This is a genomic window from Entomomonas sp. E7T21 (genome assembly GCF_058693955.1).
Window position 1 is genome coordinate 422,639 of the sequence record NZ_CP191672.1, and the last position, 17,857, is coordinate 440,495.

At 34.3% G+C, this 17,857-nt stretch carries 13 protein-coding genes; 10 read left to right on the plus strand and 3 right to left on the minus strand.

Going from position 1 to position 17,857, the window contains the following annotated elements:
- Positions 1-84 precede the first annotated feature (84 nt).
- From tssI to ACQVD9_RS02045, 6 genes are read left to right on the plus strand one after another with little or no spacing between them, the layout of a single operon-like run.
- Positions 85-3,006 carry a type VI secretion system tip protein TssI/VgrG gene (gene tssI, locus ACQVD9_RS02020; protein ID WP_264747241.1) on the plus strand — a complete coding sequence of 974 codons (2,922 nt, stop codon included), beginning with the start codon at positions 85-87 and terminating at the stop codon, positions 3,004-3,006.
- Positions 3,003-3,734, plus strand: coding sequence for a DUF4123 domain-containing protein (locus ACQVD9_RS02025; protein WP_264747242.1), 732 nt, complete (start codon positions 3,003-3,005; stop codon positions 3,732-3,734). Before tssI ends, ACQVD9_RS02025 begins: the two co-directional genes overlap by 4 nt.
- Positions 3,727-8,835: an RHS repeat-associated core domain-containing protein gene (locus ACQVD9_RS02030; RefSeq protein WP_264747243.1), complete on the plus strand. Its 5,109-nt coding sequence runs from the start codon at positions 3,727-3,729 to the stop codon at positions 8,833-8,835. The genes ACQVD9_RS02025 and ACQVD9_RS02030 overlap by 8 nt, the downstream gene beginning before the upstream one ends.
- Positions 8,836-8,854: 19 nt before the next feature.
- A complete protein-coding gene (locus ACQVD9_RS02035) occupies positions 8,855-9,334 on the plus strand; it encodes a hypothetical protein (protein WP_264747244.1) in 480 nt (159 codons plus the stop codon).
- Entirely contained in the window at positions 9,327-9,746 is a 420-nt protein-coding gene (locus ACQVD9_RS02040; protein WP_264747245.1) for a hypothetical protein, read from the plus strand. Before ACQVD9_RS02035 ends, ACQVD9_RS02040 begins: the two co-directional genes overlap by 8 nt.
- Before the next feature lie 58 nt (positions 9,747-9,804).
- On the plus strand, positions 9,805-10,272 hold the full coding sequence (locus ACQVD9_RS02045) for a hypothetical protein (protein ID WP_264747246.1): 468 nt from the start codon (positions 9,805-9,807) through the stop codon (positions 10,270-10,272).
- A 596-nt stretch (positions 10,273-10,868) separates the two neighbouring features.
- On the opposite strand, the gene dbpA is transcribed toward ACQVD9_RS02045, so the two are convergent.
- Positions 10,869-12,236 carry an ATP-dependent RNA helicase DbpA gene (dbpA, locus tag ACQVD9_RS02050; protein ID WP_264747247.1) on the minus strand — a complete coding sequence of 456 codons (1,368 nt, stop codon included), beginning with the start codon at positions 12,234-12,236 and terminating at the stop codon, positions 10,869-10,871.
- A 242-nt stretch (positions 12,237-12,478) separates the two neighbouring features.
- Here dbpA and ACQVD9_RS02055 point away from each other — a divergent pair, with 242 nt between their 5' ends.
- The 3 genes from ACQVD9_RS02055 to ACQVD9_RS02065 all read left to right on the plus strand — a co-directional run bounded on the left by ACQVD9_RS02055 (position 12,479) and on the right by ACQVD9_RS02065 (position 14,627).
- Positions 12,479-12,694 (plus strand): hypothetical protein, encoded by a 216-nt coding sequence (locus ACQVD9_RS02055; protein ID WP_264747248.1) that lies wholly within the window; start codon positions 12,479-12,481, stop codon positions 12,692-12,694.
- 826 nt (positions 12,695-13,520) lie between these two features.
- Entirely contained in the window at positions 13,521-14,009 is a 489-nt protein-coding gene (locus ACQVD9_RS02060) for a pilin (protein ID WP_319804744.1), read from the plus strand.
- A 135-nt stretch (positions 14,010-14,144) separates the two neighbouring features.
- A complete protein-coding gene (locus ACQVD9_RS02065; protein WP_319804745.1) occupies positions 14,145-14,627 on the plus strand; it encodes a pilin in 483 nt (160 codons plus the stop codon).
- A gap of 26 nt (positions 14,628-14,653) precedes the next feature.
- Here the strand turns inward: ACQVD9_RS02065 and ACQVD9_RS02070 are convergent, their stop codons facing one another.
- Both ACQVD9_RS02070 and serA read right to left on the minus strand, forming a co-directional pair.
- The gene (locus ACQVD9_RS02070) at positions 14,654-14,929 is read right to left on the minus strand and encodes a DUF2218 domain-containing protein (RefSeq protein ID WP_264747249.1); all 276 of its coding nucleotides are present in this window, start codon (positions 14,927-14,929) and stop codon (positions 14,654-14,656) included.
- A 93-nt stretch (positions 14,930-15,022) separates the two neighbouring features.
- Positions 15,023-16,252 carry a phosphoglycerate dehydrogenase gene (gene serA, locus ACQVD9_RS02075; RefSeq protein ID WP_264747250.1) on the minus strand — a complete coding sequence of 410 codons (1,230 nt, stop codon included), beginning with the start codon at positions 16,250-16,252 and terminating at the stop codon, positions 15,023-15,025.
- 179 nt (positions 16,253-16,431) lie between these two features.
- Here serA and ACQVD9_RS02080 point away from each other — a divergent pair, with 179 nt between their 5' ends.
- Positions 16,432-17,823, plus strand: coding sequence for an FAD-binding oxidoreductase (locus ACQVD9_RS02080; RefSeq protein ID WP_264747251.1), 1,392 nt, complete (start codon positions 16,432-16,434; stop codon positions 17,821-17,823).
- Positions 17,824-17,857: the final 34 nt, after the last annotated feature.

Sequence of the window (17,857 nt, forward strand, 5' to 3'; positions counted from 1 at the left end):
CCAGCCTAAATAATGAGCAAAAAAGATCATAAGAAGTTTATTCTGTGGTTATTGGGCTGTACCAAGGAATAAGGAGTTAAAGGTATGTTTTTTAGTAGTAATACCACCCACTTTACATTGTATGTGGATGGATTAGATGATGATCAAAATAGCAATAAACCTGTCGATCAGATAACCCCCAAAAAAAATAATGCCAACTCAACTGTACCTATGAATTCAAGTAGTGATACTAGTACAAATAGTATGGCTGGTTTTACTGATGCGCTATCAGGTATAGGTGATAAACTCTCTTCCTTATCAGGCGGTCTAAAAAGCCTTGATCCGTTTACTGCCTTAAAACAAGCCAACGAACTAAAAACCTCCTTAAACAGCCTAAGCAACAACACCAATGATGATGAAAAACCTAAAAGTGCAGTGGATCGTTTACAGATATTATCCTTTACAGGTGTAGAAGGCATTTCCACCCCCTATGCGTTTGAATTGGTACTAGTCAACGAACATATCCGTTTTGATATTACACAGTTACTGAGCAAACCTGTCTTTTTAGCCTTTACTCCTGATGGACGTTCAGGTGCTGGAATCAATGGTATCGTACAAAGTGTTAAACGTGGCCCTATTAGCCAACACTATGGCATCTTCTCCATCATCATTACCCCACGTTTTACCAACCTAATGCGTCGTACTAACCAACGTAAATTTATAGGCAAAACAGTACCAGAAATTATCTCCACCATACTTAATGATCATGGTATGCAAGAAGGGGCAGAAACAGGTTTTGAATTCAAACTCAAAGAAACCTATCCAGCCAGAGACTTCTGTGTTCAATATGACGAAACTGATTACCACTTTGTCTCGCGCCTTTGTCAAGAAGAAGGTATCGCTTACCATTTTCAACACAGTAGCAACAGCCACAAAATGATCTTTACTGATGCCATGCCATTCTTTCCCAGCATAGCTGAAGCCGTTAAATTTATGAATGACACAGGCATGGTAGCTGATACTCAGGCTTTAAAATATTTTGATGTTTCCTTAGCCTCTCGTACTCAAACTGCTACATGGCGTGACTACAACTTCACCAACATGAAAATCCCTGAAGGAGCTAGTGAAGGTAAACAAAGTACAAAAGGTAATCAAGCCACTGAACCTAACCTAGAACATTACGATTATCCCAGTTCAGGAATGGACAAAGCCAGAAATGAACAATTAGCAAAAATCCAAATCGAACGACTAAGAACAGACCACCTAACAGCAGAAGGTTATTCAGATCGCAGTGACTTCCATGCAGGCTACTACATTAGTATAGACGACCATCCTAGTTTAGACACCATGGATGCAGACAAGCCTTGGTTGATTACCCAGATCAAACACAAAGCATACCAACCACAAGTACTAGAAGCATTTGGCAGTGTCACCTCAGCACAAAACACCATGCCCAGCCAACTGCACAAATACCTAGATATAGATACAGAGCTACAATTTCCAGCAGATAACCAGCAACAAGGCTACTTCAACGTATTCAACGCTATTCCTCAAGAAGTGCCTTACCGACCAGCCCTAAGACACCTAAAACCAAAAGTACTGGGTAGTCAAACAGCTATAGTAACAGGCGCAGCAGGTGAAGAGATCTACTGTGATGAATACGGTCGAGTAAAAGTACAATTCCACTGGGACCGTGAAGGAACAATGGACGAAAACTCCAGCCACTGGATCAGAGTAGCCAGCAACTGGGCGCATGATGGATATGGTACAGTGGTTATACCTAGAGTAGGCATGGAAGTAATGATCAACTTCCTAGAAGGAGACCCAGACCAACCGCTTATTACAGGTGCAGTTCATAATGGAATTAACAAAGTCCCTTACGATCTACCTGCTAATAAGACCAGAAGCGTCTTCAAAACAAGCTCATCAAAAGGCGGAGTTGGTTCTAATGAACTAAGGATAGAAGACAAAGCAGGGCAAGAACAAATCTTTGTGCAAGCACAAAAAGACTTTGATCAGCTAACTAAAAATAACCATACAGTACAAGTTAACAACAACAGCCACCTACAGGTTCAAAACGAACACTCAGAAACCATTGTAAAAAATAGATACACCAAAAATGAAAGTGAAGAACATCACCTGACTCAATTAGATCGTAAAACTCAAATCCTCATGAACGATCATAAAACTGTGGGTATGAGTGAACACGAAACTATAGGAACTATCAAAACTACAGAAGCAGGTATGGAGATTCACTTAAAGAGTGGCTTACAAACAGTAATAGATGGAGGATTAAGTTTAACCTTAAAAGCAGGGGGGCAACATATTGTATTAAACCCTGCAGGAATATGGATGACCATGCCTGTATGGACGGGTGGGGTGCCTATGGAGGGTACACCAGCCACACCACTTTCTCCACTTGGTAAAATTAAAACACTTTCACCTGTTCAAGTAGGGACCTTTAAAAAGAATGCGCCTTTCTGCTTGGAGTGTATGCTTAACTCAATGGGGATTTGTACAACAGACTTTTCAAATAAAACCACACCTGATGGAGTACTAGATGGTAGTAAATTACCTACATCTAGTAGCTCTATGACCACTGGAATAGTTGGTGGAGGTTTTGCTGGTGGTCTGAGTGCCGCCTCTGGCATGTCTGATATCAGTAGTTTAGGAGTAAATGATTTAGCAAGTTTAACAAATAGTAATAACTTAGGTTTAGATAACCTAAGTAATTTCACCAATATGAGTTCACAACTAATAGCAGATAATCCACTAACTAGCGGTTTACAACAAGCACAAAATATCTACAACCAAGCTAGTCAAGTAAAACAAATCATAGATAATCCAATAACAGCGATTAGCTCACAAACAGATAGTTTATTAGCAGAAAACATACCAACAGACGCTTTACAGTCAGCAACACCTGACTTATTAAAAACAACAACAGCTACTAATAAAACTAATACCTCACTTAACCCAACAGATTTTATAACAGGTATAAATGGTAAGGGAGGGAATAACGTATGATTTCCATCAAACAGTGGTTAGCTCTCATACCAGAGGATCTAACTATTTATACCCTACTAGGTAGTGTAAGTGATGCAAAACCTGTTGCAGCCTATTTTCAAAAAACAGGGCAAATTAACCTTACTGCTCTATGGCAAGAAACGCCATATGCAAGTTGGTTTGAGGCAATGCCCTATATAGCTCCTATTGACAGAAATAGTCCTTTTCTGGAATGGGTAGACAGTACCAAAGCCCAAGATTGGGGTTGGTTAGCGGCATCACCATATGATCCAGACACTATAAGACAACATTTAAAAGGTCTAACTAAAGTACTTATGCCAGATGGTATAGATGCATTTTTTAGATATTGGGATGGTAGACACCTTTATCCTATTTTAGATAATCTCAAAGAGCAAGCTGGCGAAGTAATCCCTGTATTTAGTCACTATTTTATCAATAAACAAGCGATTGAAGTACAAATACCTAAAAAATTGCCAGAACTTAAAGAATATCCTTGGTGGAAAGTAGATCAACAGCTGATGGATAAGTTATTAAAAGAAGATAGTTCAGAATCTATAGCTCAATTATTAAGTTTATTGAAAGAAAATGATCCAGATTTATATCATCAGTATCATGAGCATAATTTGTTTATGAAAGCACAACTTTTATTAGAAGAGAATAGTTTTAATGTAGAGACTATTTATGATGATTTTAAGGAATCTATTTTAGGAGAAGGGTTCAATGGGTAAGATAATAACTCCAAATTTTTTTGCATTACATTTTTGGGGTGCAAAATACTCTTATGAAAAACCTGATTTTATATCAACAATGATTAACTATAGGTTTGTCATTAACCAATACAAAGCACAAGCTACGGGTAAGTGGAGTTCTTATTTATTCGAAACTAATCAAAAAATTGTAGCTAATAACAGAGATGTTACTACACAAGCTATGAGTAAAAAAAAGGAAATAACACAATATGCGCAATGCGATAAAAATGGAATATTAAAAGTTGCACACTTTTTTCAAACGGCAAGTAATGTACCTATATCTGATACGCCTATTAAAATAAGGTTAACAAAAAAAGTAACAAAAGCATCAATGGGTAAGCAGGGAGACCTTCTTTATTTTGAGCTTTCAGAGCAGGTTCCTGTAACGGGAGCAAATGCACAGACCTTTGAGGCTATAACAGATAAAAATGGTATTGCTACTTTTTCAAACTGTAATCCTAACGCTGATTATCAAATAATAGTTTCTCCGAATGTAACTCAAAAAGATGTTAATAATTTATATAACTCTTATAGGCCTATTGTTGAAGTATTAGCCAGCTGGTTAGTAACTGAGTGGGGAGCAAATCAAAACGATGCTCAACAATTAACAAATGCCCTATTTAAGTTAAATAGGAATTTTACAGAGAAAGATGCTCAAGCAGCAAAAGTTGTTCCTGAACAATACACTAAGATAACAATTTTGGCAAAAGAGTTAACAAAGAAGAATACTTACTTTGATCGTTTTGAGAAAAAATGGGATAAGTTTATAAAATTATCACCTACTGACCAACAGAAACTATTAAAGCAAGCAAAACTTGCAGGTATAGGTAAGGCATTTACTAGTATTTGGGAGCAAATTGTTGGTTTATGGGATTTATTTGCTAATTTCAAACAAAATGCCGAAGAAATTAAAAAGTTTTTTGGCGATTTAACAATGGAACAAATAAATGCTTGTGCTGAAAAACTTTATCTTATTTTAAACGACAAAGGATTATTGTATATATTATGTACTACACTAGGTGTTTGGTTTGAATTACTTCCTATTCAGGATGAGGCCTTTTTAAGTACATCTATTGTTGCTGAAATAGTGATTAGTTTGGTTGGGGGGGCGGCTCTAAAAGCAGCAGGGGTGACAACTAAAGCAGCAGGAGCCACTAAAAAATTAGTTAAAAAAGCTAGTACAAAAATACAATTACCTTTAGATAGATTAGTTATTTCATTTTCTGATGCGATTGATATGGCACTTAATAAAAAGCAAATGGAAAAACATCTAAAAAATTATAAAATTGTGGCAACTCAGGGCATTACAAAATCAGATAATATTCAAAAAGTTCTTAAAGTTGGAGATAAAACACATAATAATGTTGTACCTGTAGCTAGGACACCAGGGAAAAGTAATATCTCCCAACAAAAATCTACAAGTAATAAAAAAACAGCGCAAAATAAGGATCAAACGAATAAGCCACAGCAATCAGCTAGTTGTACTATAACAGGTGGCTGTCCTGTCTCTATGGTAACAGGAGAAGAGTTACTCACTCTAACTGATGGTGTATTATCAGGATTATTACCTTTTGAATGGAAACGTCTTTATCGAACAAGTGGTGCAGAAATTAATAATGGTCTTGGGTATGGTTGGTCTCATAGCTTATCCCATTATTTAATATTTGAAAAAGATAAAATATTATGGGTTAATGATGAAAATCTGATAACTACTTTGCCATTACCAACTGACGAATTGCCTGATGGTGTAAACCCAGTGGCTGAAGCTGCTATTTATTTGGGTGATCATGAAAATGAATATGTTTTAGCTAGAACTGATGGTCAAGGATACTATCATTTTTCGCGTACTCAGAGTGGTGCTCAACTAGACTACATTAGTGATCCATATGATAATCGATTAGTTATAAATCGTGATTTAACAGGAAAGATTCGTCGAATTCATAACAATGCAGGTAGAGCTTTGTTGCTATGTTATAAGGACAAGCTATTAATAAATATAGATTATCAACAGCAAATAGCTGCAGCAACTGAAGAAGCATCTTGGCAAACAATACAAACATTAGTAAGTTATGAATATAACCATAACCTTCAGCTTATCAAGGCAACCAATGCAGTAGGTGATTCTGAAACCTATAAATATAATGAGTTAAATGTTATTCAAGAGAGGCGTTTAGCTGGAGGCACCGCTTTTTATTGGGAATGGGAAAACCAAGGTAAACATTCTCGTTGTTTACGCCATTGGAATAATATTGGACAGGAGCAACGTTATCAATGGGATGATAATGGAACGGTTATAGTTACCAATGAAAATAGTACCCAAGAAATTTATACTCATGATACTGAAACAGCTAAATTATTAAAACAAATTGATCCTAATGGAGCAGAAACGCTTAAAAGTTATGATGATGAAGGACGTCTTATATTAGAAAAGTCGCCTCTAGGTGCAGAAACAATTTATCAGTATGACGATAGTGGTCAATTGGTACATATGGTACCTGCAGAGGGTGAGTCTATACATTACTTTTATGAAAATGGGTTTGTGAAAAAAACCATTCAAGGACAAGCAGAGTGGCAATATAAACATAATGAACAAGGGGATATATTACAACAAATAGATCCTTTAGGTTATATTACTAGCTATCAATATACTACAACTGGAAAGTTACAAAAAATAGACTATCCAGATGGTAGTACACATACCTTTAGTTGGAATAAGTTAGGGCAACTTATAGAGGAAAAAACACCACAAGGAGGCATCCGTCGGTATCGTTATGACAGTTTGGGTCATCAGATTATTCGTCAAGATGAGACAGGCAAAGTAACTCAGATAGAATACGATGCGATAGGTCGTATTATTAAAGTTATACTTCCTAATGGTGCACAAAAACAATATCAATACAATGCATTTGGTAAAGTAACTCAAATGCAAGATGAGCAAGGGCGTAGTACTCGTTATGAGTATACACCTAATACCCATTTGATGAGTTGTAAAATCAATCCTGATGGTAGTAATGTTCAGTATCGTTATAACACTCAACTTAACTTAACAGAAATCATTAATGAACAAAATGAACACTATTATTTACACTATAATGAAGCTGGACTTGTAAGCCATGAGGTTGGATTTGATGGTAGGAAAACAAGTTATCAATATGATTTACTAGGAAATCTAATCGCTAAAATAGAGTATGATGACCAAGGTAAACAATATACTACACAATTTACTCGTTCCTTAACGGGCAAATTACTTGTCAAAAAGTTAGCTGATGGTAGAGAGTTCTATGCGGATTATGATGAAAATGGGCGTCTTATTAGTTTAACAGACGGCTATTGGCCTATTAACTTTGAATATGATCTTGCAGGTAAGCTTATTGCAGAACATCAAGGCTGGGCAACTATTCGATATAAATATAATGCGTTAGGTCTTGTTACTCAGTACAAATTACCTGATGGTAATATTCTAGACTATCACTATAGCCGAGGTGGGCAGCTTCAACAAATAGATCTGAACCAACAGCAACTGACAAAACATTATTACAGTTTAGGTCAAGAAATAGAAAGACAACAAGGTAATCTAACAAGTTTCTATGACTATGACGAACGAGGTCAGTTAAAGGCGCATTTTATTAACTTGCAAAATAAACAGCTATACCAACGTCAGTACCAATATGCGGTTAATGGCAATCTATTAACTATACAAGACTCTTATAAGGGAAATAGACAATTCTATTATGATCCATTGGATAGGTTAGTGCAGGTACGGGGTAATATTACAGAAAGTCTAATACATGATCCAGCTGGTAATTTGCTGGCTCAGGAGCAAATAAAGTCTAATTCTAGTCAAATCAAGGGAAATAGACTGTTACTTCAAGGTGATAAACATTTTAAATATGATAGTTTTGGTAATCTAATTGAAGAAAAACGTGGTAAAGAACAAAGCCTTGTTACCCAATACTACTATGATTGTTTACATCAATTGACCAAAGCAGTAATGCCGAATGGAACAATTGCAGAGTATCAGTATGATGTTTATGGTCGCAGGATAAGAAAAACAATTACAGACAAAATAGGAGCTAAAACCAAAACAGATTATATCTGGATGGGAGACAATATAATTGCCGAAAGAAGTAAAGAGCATTACCAGAGTTATTTATATGAAAAAGATACACATAAACCGTTGGCATTATTAAGAGGTAAAGGAAAAGAGGCACAAATTTATTTCTATCAATTAGACCATTTGGGCACGCCTCAAGAACTAACAGCATTTAGTGGTAAAATAGCTTGGTCTGCTAGTTATAAAGCTTATGGTAATTTAGCACAATTAGAGATTAGTGAAATTGATAATCCATTAAGATTTCAAGGCCAGTATTTTGATCAGGAAACAGGGTTACATTATAACTATTATCGATACTATAACCCTAATATAGGACGCTATATAACGCCTGACCCTATTAAACTGGCAGGAGGTTTGAATAGCTACCAATATACCAATAATCCTATTAATGAAATAGATCCTTTAGGATTGGTAGTATGCCCAAGATCTACAACAGTTAAAACAGATACTGCTACAGGAGCTAAATTTCTTGATGATATTGATGATCACTTAGTGTCTGGGCATGGGTATAATCCGAAAGTTACCCAACACGCTGGTGGTATTAAAGGTACTCATAATATGGAGAGCTTTGAAAAAGTAATAGCACAAGAAGACTTGGTTGTAATAAAAAAGAAAAAAGTGGCTAATGGTATTTACGAAGTTACATATGCGAAAAAAAGTAAATATGGCTCAGGAAAAAATGCTGGTAAATATATGCTTGATGCTGATGGTAATATAAAAGTTAATGAGTTTAGGAATCCAAAAACAGTATATGATTCTAAAATACATTCTGATGAAAAAATAAAACAATCTGGAAAGGTTGCAGCATTTAGAGGATATCAGAAAGCTGTTAATGATGCTAAAAAAGCTGGAAAAGAACAGTTTACCTATCGTGAAAAAGAAAATGGAATACTATTTGAAATTGCCATGGATTTAGATAAAGCGTCAGGTAACTGGATAATTAAAAGCTATTATCCAGTAGGGTAAGCTAAATTGGAGTTAAGTTATGAGTGAAAATATAGAGAACCATTATCAAAACCTAGATATTAAATTTGTTAACGAATCAAACTCTGTATATCAAGACGATATAGAGTTTATAAAACATATTTGTTCGGGATGCTTAGAAGGAGATGAGACAGAAAAAAATTTAATAGAATTTATGTCTTGTTTTTTAGTTGGAATTCATCCAGGTAGCCATTTATTTGATTGCAGTATTACCATAGGTTGTATGGCTACTGCTGACTTTATATATGAAGATGGCTTTATTGAGTATGACTTAATACGTGGTCCTTATGGTATAAATATTGTAGCATTTGAGGATGAAAAAAATTGTTTAGTCCTTGAGGAAAACTTAGCAATTAAAGAAATAATAAAGATCATTAGAGAAATTTATAAAGCACGAGTGTCAGCTTGTGAGTCGCCATCATTTATAGAGGCGTACATGGAATTGGTTCGTATGTTTAAGTTGGAGAAAGAATATGTCTAGATATATAGGTGTTGGAGGGGTAATTCGCTCTGGTATGTTTAATATAATAGGTTATAACATATTATGGAATTGTTTAAAAATGATTTATGTTATAAATAAAACAGATATACAATTGAAAAAATTGTTAGAAACTACATTAAATAGTAATGATTTTATAGCAGAAGAAGCAGTAATATACTTTTATAATTTGCCTGATGAAATAAAAGATGACTATTATGATTTTAAGCATGGAGATTTATCTAATAAAATTATTTTCCAATATGCTAACAATAAGATTGCGGTAGATAAAGCAATAGGTGCAGATTCGATTGCTAATTTCTGTATGCGACATGCAGAGAATAAAGAAACCTTACGTCCTTTATATAATCAAATCCGAGAGAAGTTTAATATCACTTACCCACATATAGTATAAAGCATATATTGACAGTATTTATGGGTAAATATACCCTTATAGAATAGGATAAAATAAAGTGAAGAATTTAATTTCATTATTTATTGTACTTATTGCTCTATGTGGGATTAATCATGCTGAAACTGCTTCTTTTAATATTGATAGTGAAGAATCTGCAAGAAGTTATCTACATTTTTTTGAAAAAAAAGCAAATGAGCAAATCCACACACATTCAATGTCAAATGTTAATGCGGTAATATTTGATCAGAAAGATACTTTGACTATACAACTCATCTTTGATAAAAATGAGGAAGAGCTTTCTAAAATACAAAATGCATTAGAGTTAGATAACAATATAAACTGTGATACTTCAAAATATTCAGTATTTCACTATGGAAGTGGTCTAAGTGTTACGATAAATCCATATCTTCAAAAAACTTTAAATTATGGGTTCAATATTAGATTTGAAATTATTTCTAATAAAACAATGCTCCCTATCGGAAATATCCTTATTAATGAAGATGAATGTCATAAGGCTTTTAGATAAGTGAGGGTAGTTTACCTCAAGAAGTTAAGCCAACACACATAGTTGTGGATAAAATAACATGGTAAGAAAAAAAGCCTTGAATCAATAAATAGTATGCCTAAACACCATGTAACATCACCATTTAATAGTAAAATATTATCTAAGCACAATCTATTAAATAACAGGTGATAATAATTGGGTAATGGATAATTCTAACAAGTGTTCAAAAGAGTCAGCTTAATTTTTTATCTGTCTTTTTATAATTTGTTAGCACTTATCTAAAAGAGATCTATTAATAAAATTTTGTTAGATAAGCTATTTATAATAATACCAGATTCATCAGGATAAAATATGTTGAAAAAGATTCCTATTCAAATATGTTACTGGATGTAAAACAGATATTTATTTAGAAAAGAATGTAAGTCAGACTTAATCTAGCAGATACTTATATAAAATGGGGTACTGTACGATCAGGTCTTAACTATTCCAATTAATGAGATATTGGTTGCTGCATTGTTCAAGTATATGTTTTTTGATTGTTCTGTGTTTTAATTGTAGTTGAGTTATCTCTTATTGAGATAACTGATATCTAAGATAGTTCAGTTAAGCATCAGTTTTTATAACTTACATGCTCGGACCAGTTTACTTTTAATTTTTCCATGCTGAAAATAAGATAAGGCTTGTTTTACTATTGTGCGATCAATAGCAATATAAGTATAAAACTCAGTGATATTAATTTTTCCAATATTTTTGCTTTCTAAGTTAGCATCTTTGGTTAATGCACCGAGTACATCACCAGGTCTTACTTTATTTTTACGACCAATCGTCAAACACAATGTTTGCATATTGGGTATTACAATGTTTGTGGGATCAATAGTTAAATTAGGTAATGATTTCCAGTTAAGCTTGAAATTTAATTCTTTTTCAATGGCATTAGCTCTAACAACCTCACTTGTTGCGACTAAGGTGATAGCTATCCCCTTTGCTCCAGCTCTTCCTGTTCGGCCAATCCTATGGACATACACCTCAGGATCGGGTGTGATTTGGTAATTAATGACAACGTCTAGCTCTTTAATGTCTAAGCCCCGAGCAGCAACATCTGTTGCTACCAAAATAGCACAGCTTTTATTAGCAAATTGAAATAATACCTGTTCTCGCTCACGCTGCTCTAAATCACCATGTAATGCGATAGCACTATAGCCTAGCCCATTCAAGTAGGACTCAACGTCTTGACAAGCTACCTTTGTGTTACAAAAAACAATGGTTGATTCACAAGGGTTCAGATTAATCATTTTGGCTAATGCTTGATCACGTTGATGGTTTTCAATTTCATAAAAATATTGCTCAATCTCATTATGTGGTTCTTCTGTAGAGATCATCACGGGCGAGTTCTGAATCTTTTTACTCATCGCCATGATGCTATCAGGATAAGTAGCAGAGAAAAGGAGCGTTTGACGAGAGGTTGGTGATGCAGCCAGTATGCTACTAATATCTTCTTCAAAACCCATTTCAAGCATTCTGTCGGCTTCATCAAGAACTAGTGTATTTAATTGCTTTAAATTTAAAGTCTGCCGTTCTAGATGATCGACTAATCTTCCTGGTGTTCCGACTACAATATGTGCGCCATGCTCTAAAGAACCTATCTGTGGTCCTACAGGAACACCTCCACACAGCGTTAACACTTTGACATTACTCATAAGACGAGCTAAGCGACGAATCTCATTGGCAACCTGATCAGCTAATTCGCGGGTTGGGCAAATAACAAGCGCTTGTGTGGAGAATTGTTTAACATTCAGTTTAGATAATAAGGCTAAACCAAATGCAACGGTTTTTCCACTGCCTGTTTTGGCTTTAGCTATCACATCTTTGCCCGCCAGAGCTAATGGCAACGTTTGCTCTTGAACGAGAGTCATGGAAGTAAATTCCATTAACGCTAAATTATCTAATAAGGTTTGTTTTAAAGGTAAGGATGAAAATGATTTCACAAGGGCTCTTTGTTATAACAAGTAGTTAAATAAGCTTTTATCATACCTGATTAAAAACATAATTACTTTAATTATGCTGCAACATAGTTGCTCTCTATATTGTTCCCAAGCCTCCCTCATTTCCTTATGATAATTATAACGCTGATAAATGCGCTTAAATTTATTTTCTTCAGTATGATTTAAGCAACGCTCAGCCACTTCAGGTAATACAACCAATTATATAGAAGAAAATAAAAGTTATAGTGCAAGCAATTTTACTCTTTATAGTAAACCAGTACTTGAACACATTAGTGAGCTTTTTTGATGGTTATATGACTTATTTTAAGAGCATAAAAATTTATTTTGGCTTTTATACTGTAAGAAATATTGGAAAAGAGAAAAAGTCAGTATTAGATGATGGTGAAGAATGGAAAGAGGATTTAGAAAAGATATCTAAGGAAGATCCATCTTCTTGGTAATCAATTTTAAAAGGGTTTAACAGCCCTTTTTTATTGGCAAGATAATAACGTAATAGTTGAATCAAGTAAGCCAACAGCAGAAGCTTTAAATGCTCAACGTGCGCTCGATAAAATTTTAATTCTTGAATAGGGAGTGGAATCATGGCAAAAACAGGCGTTTTTATAAATAGCGAATGTTATTTAATTAACTCTAATCTTGTCAAAATTTTTTGAAGAAACAAAAAAGTATTTTTCAGAAAATGAAATGGAGCTAGAGAATATTCCAGAAATTTTTGAATATTTGCAGGCTTGGTTTATTGCTTCAGGTATAGATTTAGACAGTTTAAATAAAACGAGTTTCAACATACGTTAATCTCTATGAGAGGAGTAACAATTGGATTTGGAGAAAGGTGAGAGTTATAGAGGTTGGAAACTATAATACTACTTTTGTGTGTTATATTCATTTAAATATGATGGTTATTGTGTTAGTTAGTATGCTTTATACTGTTTCCTTTAAAATCTAACAATATAATTAATTTAAGAGAATTTAGTTAAAATTTAAAAAAGAGAAATAATTTTATGATTATAAAATGTAATAAATTGTACAAGCATGACAAAAAATGTCACTTCTTTTCATTTTATTCGTAAAATATAAAATTAATAAGAATAGCGATATAAAGATAAGGCAAATAATTATTTTATAAGATATTGAATTTAAATAATATTTTTGTTTTTTTAGTTCTTTTCCTAAAGTTGGCATACTATGTGCTTGTTTATAGTCAGTCAGAGGGTATGTATATTTGCTATAACTCCCTTGATCTAAACTAAAATATATTGGAGAAACAACATGAGAACTATGCAAAAAGGTTTTACTTTAATCGAATTAATGATCGTAATTGCAATTATCGGTATTCTAGCTGCGATTGCTATCCCAGCATACCAAGATTACATTGGTCGTGCTCAAATGGCTGAAGCTTTAAGCTTAGCTTCTGGTCAAAAAGGTGCAATAGCTGAATACTATAGTTCAAATAATCAGTGTCCAAAAAACAATACTTCAACTACAGCAGGTGGTATTGCTTCACCTTCTAAAATCGCTGGTAAATATGTATTATCAGTAACTACTGGTGATGCTAGTGGTGGTACTATTACACTTGGTTCTGCTACAATTACTCCTGTATGTCAAATTGATGCTAAAATGAGAAATACTGGTGTTAATGGTGATATCGCTGGTGGTACTTTATCATTAAAAATGGGTGTAACTTCAGGTGCTTTCCAATGGGGTTGTAGCTCAGCTGATATCGACGATAAATACTTACCATCTACTTGCCAAAAATAATTAAATTTTTGGTTAGAGTTATAAAAAAACCCTGTTTTACAGGGTTTTTTTATTAAATATTTTATTGTATTTGTTGGTAGTTAAGTGTTTTATATAATGGTTCTTAATTGTAGATAAATTGATTTGGGGGCTACAATGAAATCACAACAAGGTTTTACATTAATGGAATTAATGATAGTAATAGCCATTATAGGAATTTTAGCTGCGATTGCTATCCCTGTTTATCAAGATTATATTGGTCGTGCTCAAATGGCTGAGGCATTAAGTTTAGTATCAGGTCAAAAAGCCTCTGTAGCAGAATATTATAGTGCTAAGAATCTTTGTCCAGAAAATAGTACTTCAAATAATGCTGGCGGTATTGCTAAGCCTTCGGAAATTTCTGGTAAATATGTGCTATCTGTTACAGTAAAAGAGGATAAAACTCAAACTATTATGCTTGGTAGCAATGGCATACAATCAATATGTGGTGTTGTGGCAAAAATGCGTTCTACAGGCGTTAATGGTAATCTTGTTGGTAGTGAATTAGGATTATATATGGCAGTGACATCAGGTTCTTTTCAATGGGGTTGCATAAGTAATGCTTTAAAGCAATATTTGCCTGCCTCTTGTCAGAACTAATTTTTATAGCCCTGCTTATGCAGGGTTTATTGCCAATTTAATATTAGTTCTTCTTGCCAAGCTATTCTAACAAAATGTCTATCCATAATATCGATGACTTCTTGTAGGTCAGTTTGATTATTAGCTTCTGCTTTTAGTTTTAATCCATCCATAACTTTTTCTATATAACCTTTTCCTATCTTAAAATTTATTTCACCATGGTTTTCATCATAGTTAACTATAACTTTGTGAGCAAAATGTTTGCATAGTCTATTGATGTATTTTGATGGAGTTGATGTTTCTACATAAGCTTCTGCTATCATATTAAACCTATATTTATTGATTTTTATATGAATTAGTATATAAAAAAACCTCAACTAACGTTGAGGTTTTTTGAAAATAAATATTATTCTCAATTAGAACAATACACGACAGCGAATAGTACCTTTTACTTGTTGTAATTTTTCTTGAGCAAGTTCGGATGATTTTGCATCTAAGTCAATGACTACATAACCCACTTTTTCATTGGTTTGTAGGTACTGGCCACAAACGTTAATGCCATTATCAGAGAATACTTTATTAATTTCGCTCATAACACCTGGAATATTTTGATGAACATGTAGTATACGGTGAATATCTGGATGAGAAGGCAAAGCAACTTCTGGGAAATTTACAGCAGTAATAGATGAACCATTATCACTGTATTTAATTAACTTTTCAGCTACTTCTACGCCAATATTTTTCTGAGCTTCCATCGTTGAACCACCAATATGAGGGGTTAAGATAACATTATCTAAACCACGCAATGGGCTTTGGAATTCATCTTTATTGCTACGAGGTTCTACTGGGAATACATCTATGGCAGCACCGCTTAGATGGTTATCTTTTATGGCATCTGCTAACGCATCAATCTCTACCACTGTACCACGTGAAGCATTAATTAAAATGCTACCTTGTTTCATTTGGCGTATTTCTTTTTCACCAATCATCCATTTAGTAGAGGGTAGCTCTGGAACGTGTAGGGTTACAATATCAGCAGTGGCTAATAATTCTTGTAAGGTATCAGTTGGTTTAGCGTTACCTAGAGATAATTTGTTAACTACATCGTAGAAGATTACATTCATTCCTAACCCTTCAGCTAGAATTGAAAGCTGTGTACCAATAGAACCATAGCCTATAATACCAAGGGTTTTTCCTCTAATTTCAAAGGAGTTAGTAGCTGATTTTAACCAACCACCACGATGACAAACCATATTCTTTTCTGGAATACCACGTAGTAATAAAATAGCTTCAGCTAATACTAACTCTGCTACTGAGCGAGTATTTGAGTAGGGGGCATTAAATACTACAATGCCACGCTCACAAGCGGCTTGTAAGTCAACTTGGTTAGTACCAATACAGAAACAGCCAACAGCGATAAGTTTTTTAGCACAATCAAAAACTTCAGCTGTTAAATGGGTACGGGAGCGGATGCCAATAAAGTGTGCATCAGCAATTTTTTCTTTTAGTTCTTCTTCCGGTAGTGAGCCTGAGATCGCCTCGATATTCTCATAGCCTGCTGCTTTTAAGGTATCAATAGCAGATTGATGAATACCTTCTAGAAGAAGAAATTTAATTTTGCTTTTGTCTAAAGAAGTTTTGCTCATTGCTCTATGTCCGCTTTTAAATAAAAATCAGAAATAATATCTGTTATCTCTTAAAATTTTAACAATTAAGAGTACGCTAAAATTAGCTATCTATGCTAGCATATTCTAATTCATTCTAGTGTGTTAGAACTGGATATTTTATCAAGTTCTGTATGAATTTTTTGTGAGATTAAATAAAAATGACCAATGATGCTCTTCTAGAATCATTAAAACAATTAGTAGAACCCAGTAAAGTATTAACAGATAAAGATTCTTTAGAAAACTATGGCAAGGATTGGACACGAATTTATACACCTAATCCGTTGGCTATCGTTTTTCCAAAAACTATTGAAGAAGTACAAGCTATTGTGCGCTGGGCTAATCAACATAAAATAGGCTTAGTCCCTTCTGGTGGTCGTACAGGACTTTCAGGTGCAGCAGTAGCTAATAATCAAGAGGTGGTCGTTGCCTTTGATTATATGAATAAAATTCTAGATTTTAATGCTATTGATCGTGAAGTTGTGTGTCAGCCTGGTTTGGTTACTAAGCAGTTACAAACTTTTGCAGAAGAGCAAGGATTATATTACCCAGTAGACTTTGCCTCTAGTGGCTCTAGCCAAATCGGTGGCAATATAGGAACTAATGCGGGCGGTATTAAAGTAATCCGTTATGGTATGACTAGAAACTGGGTGGCTGGTTTAAAAGTAGTTACAGGTAAAGGTGATTTATTAGACCTCAATAAAGGGCTAATTAAAAATGCCACAGGTTATGATTTTCGTAATTTATTTATTGGTGCAGAGGGTACCTTAGGTTTTGTGGTAGAAGCTACCATTAAATTGGAGCGTAAACCTAGTAATTTAACAGTGTTAGTGTTAGGTACACCAGATTTTGACTCTATTATGCCTGTATTACATGCTTTCCAAAGTAAGTTAGATTTAACTGCTTTTGAGTTTTTCTCAGATAAATGTTTGGCGAAGATTTTGGATCGTGGTGATATTCCAGCACCTTTTGATAGTCGTTATCCTTTCTATGCATTAATTGAGTTTGAAGCCATTACTGAACATGTTAGGGATGAAGCAATGGCTGTGTTTGAGCATTGTGTAGAACAAGGTTGGGTATTAGATGGGGTAATTAGCCAAAGTGAACAGCAATTACAAAACCTATGGCGCCTGCGTGAAGATATTTCAGAAACGATTGCTCCGTTTACCCCCTATAAAAATGATTTGTCAGTAACGGTTAGTCAAGTGCCTGCTTTTTTAGCGGATATTGATAATATTGTAAAAGCCGATTACCCAGATTTTGATGTGCTTTGGTATGGTCATATTGGGGATGGTAACCTGCATTTAAATATTTTAAAACCAGCTAATTTGGATAAGGAAGATTTCTTTGCTAAATGCGCAGTGGTGAATACTAAAGTCTTTGAGGTGGTAGAAAAATACAATGGTTCAGTTTCTGCTGAACATGGGGTTGGGTTGGTTAAACGTGACTATTTAGAGTATAGCCGTTCTGCAACTGAAATTGATTATATGCGTGCAGTAAAAGCAGTATTTGATCCTAATAATATTATGAATCCAGGTAAGATATTTAAATAGTTTATCTTTAAGCTACCTTATATAACCGCTATAA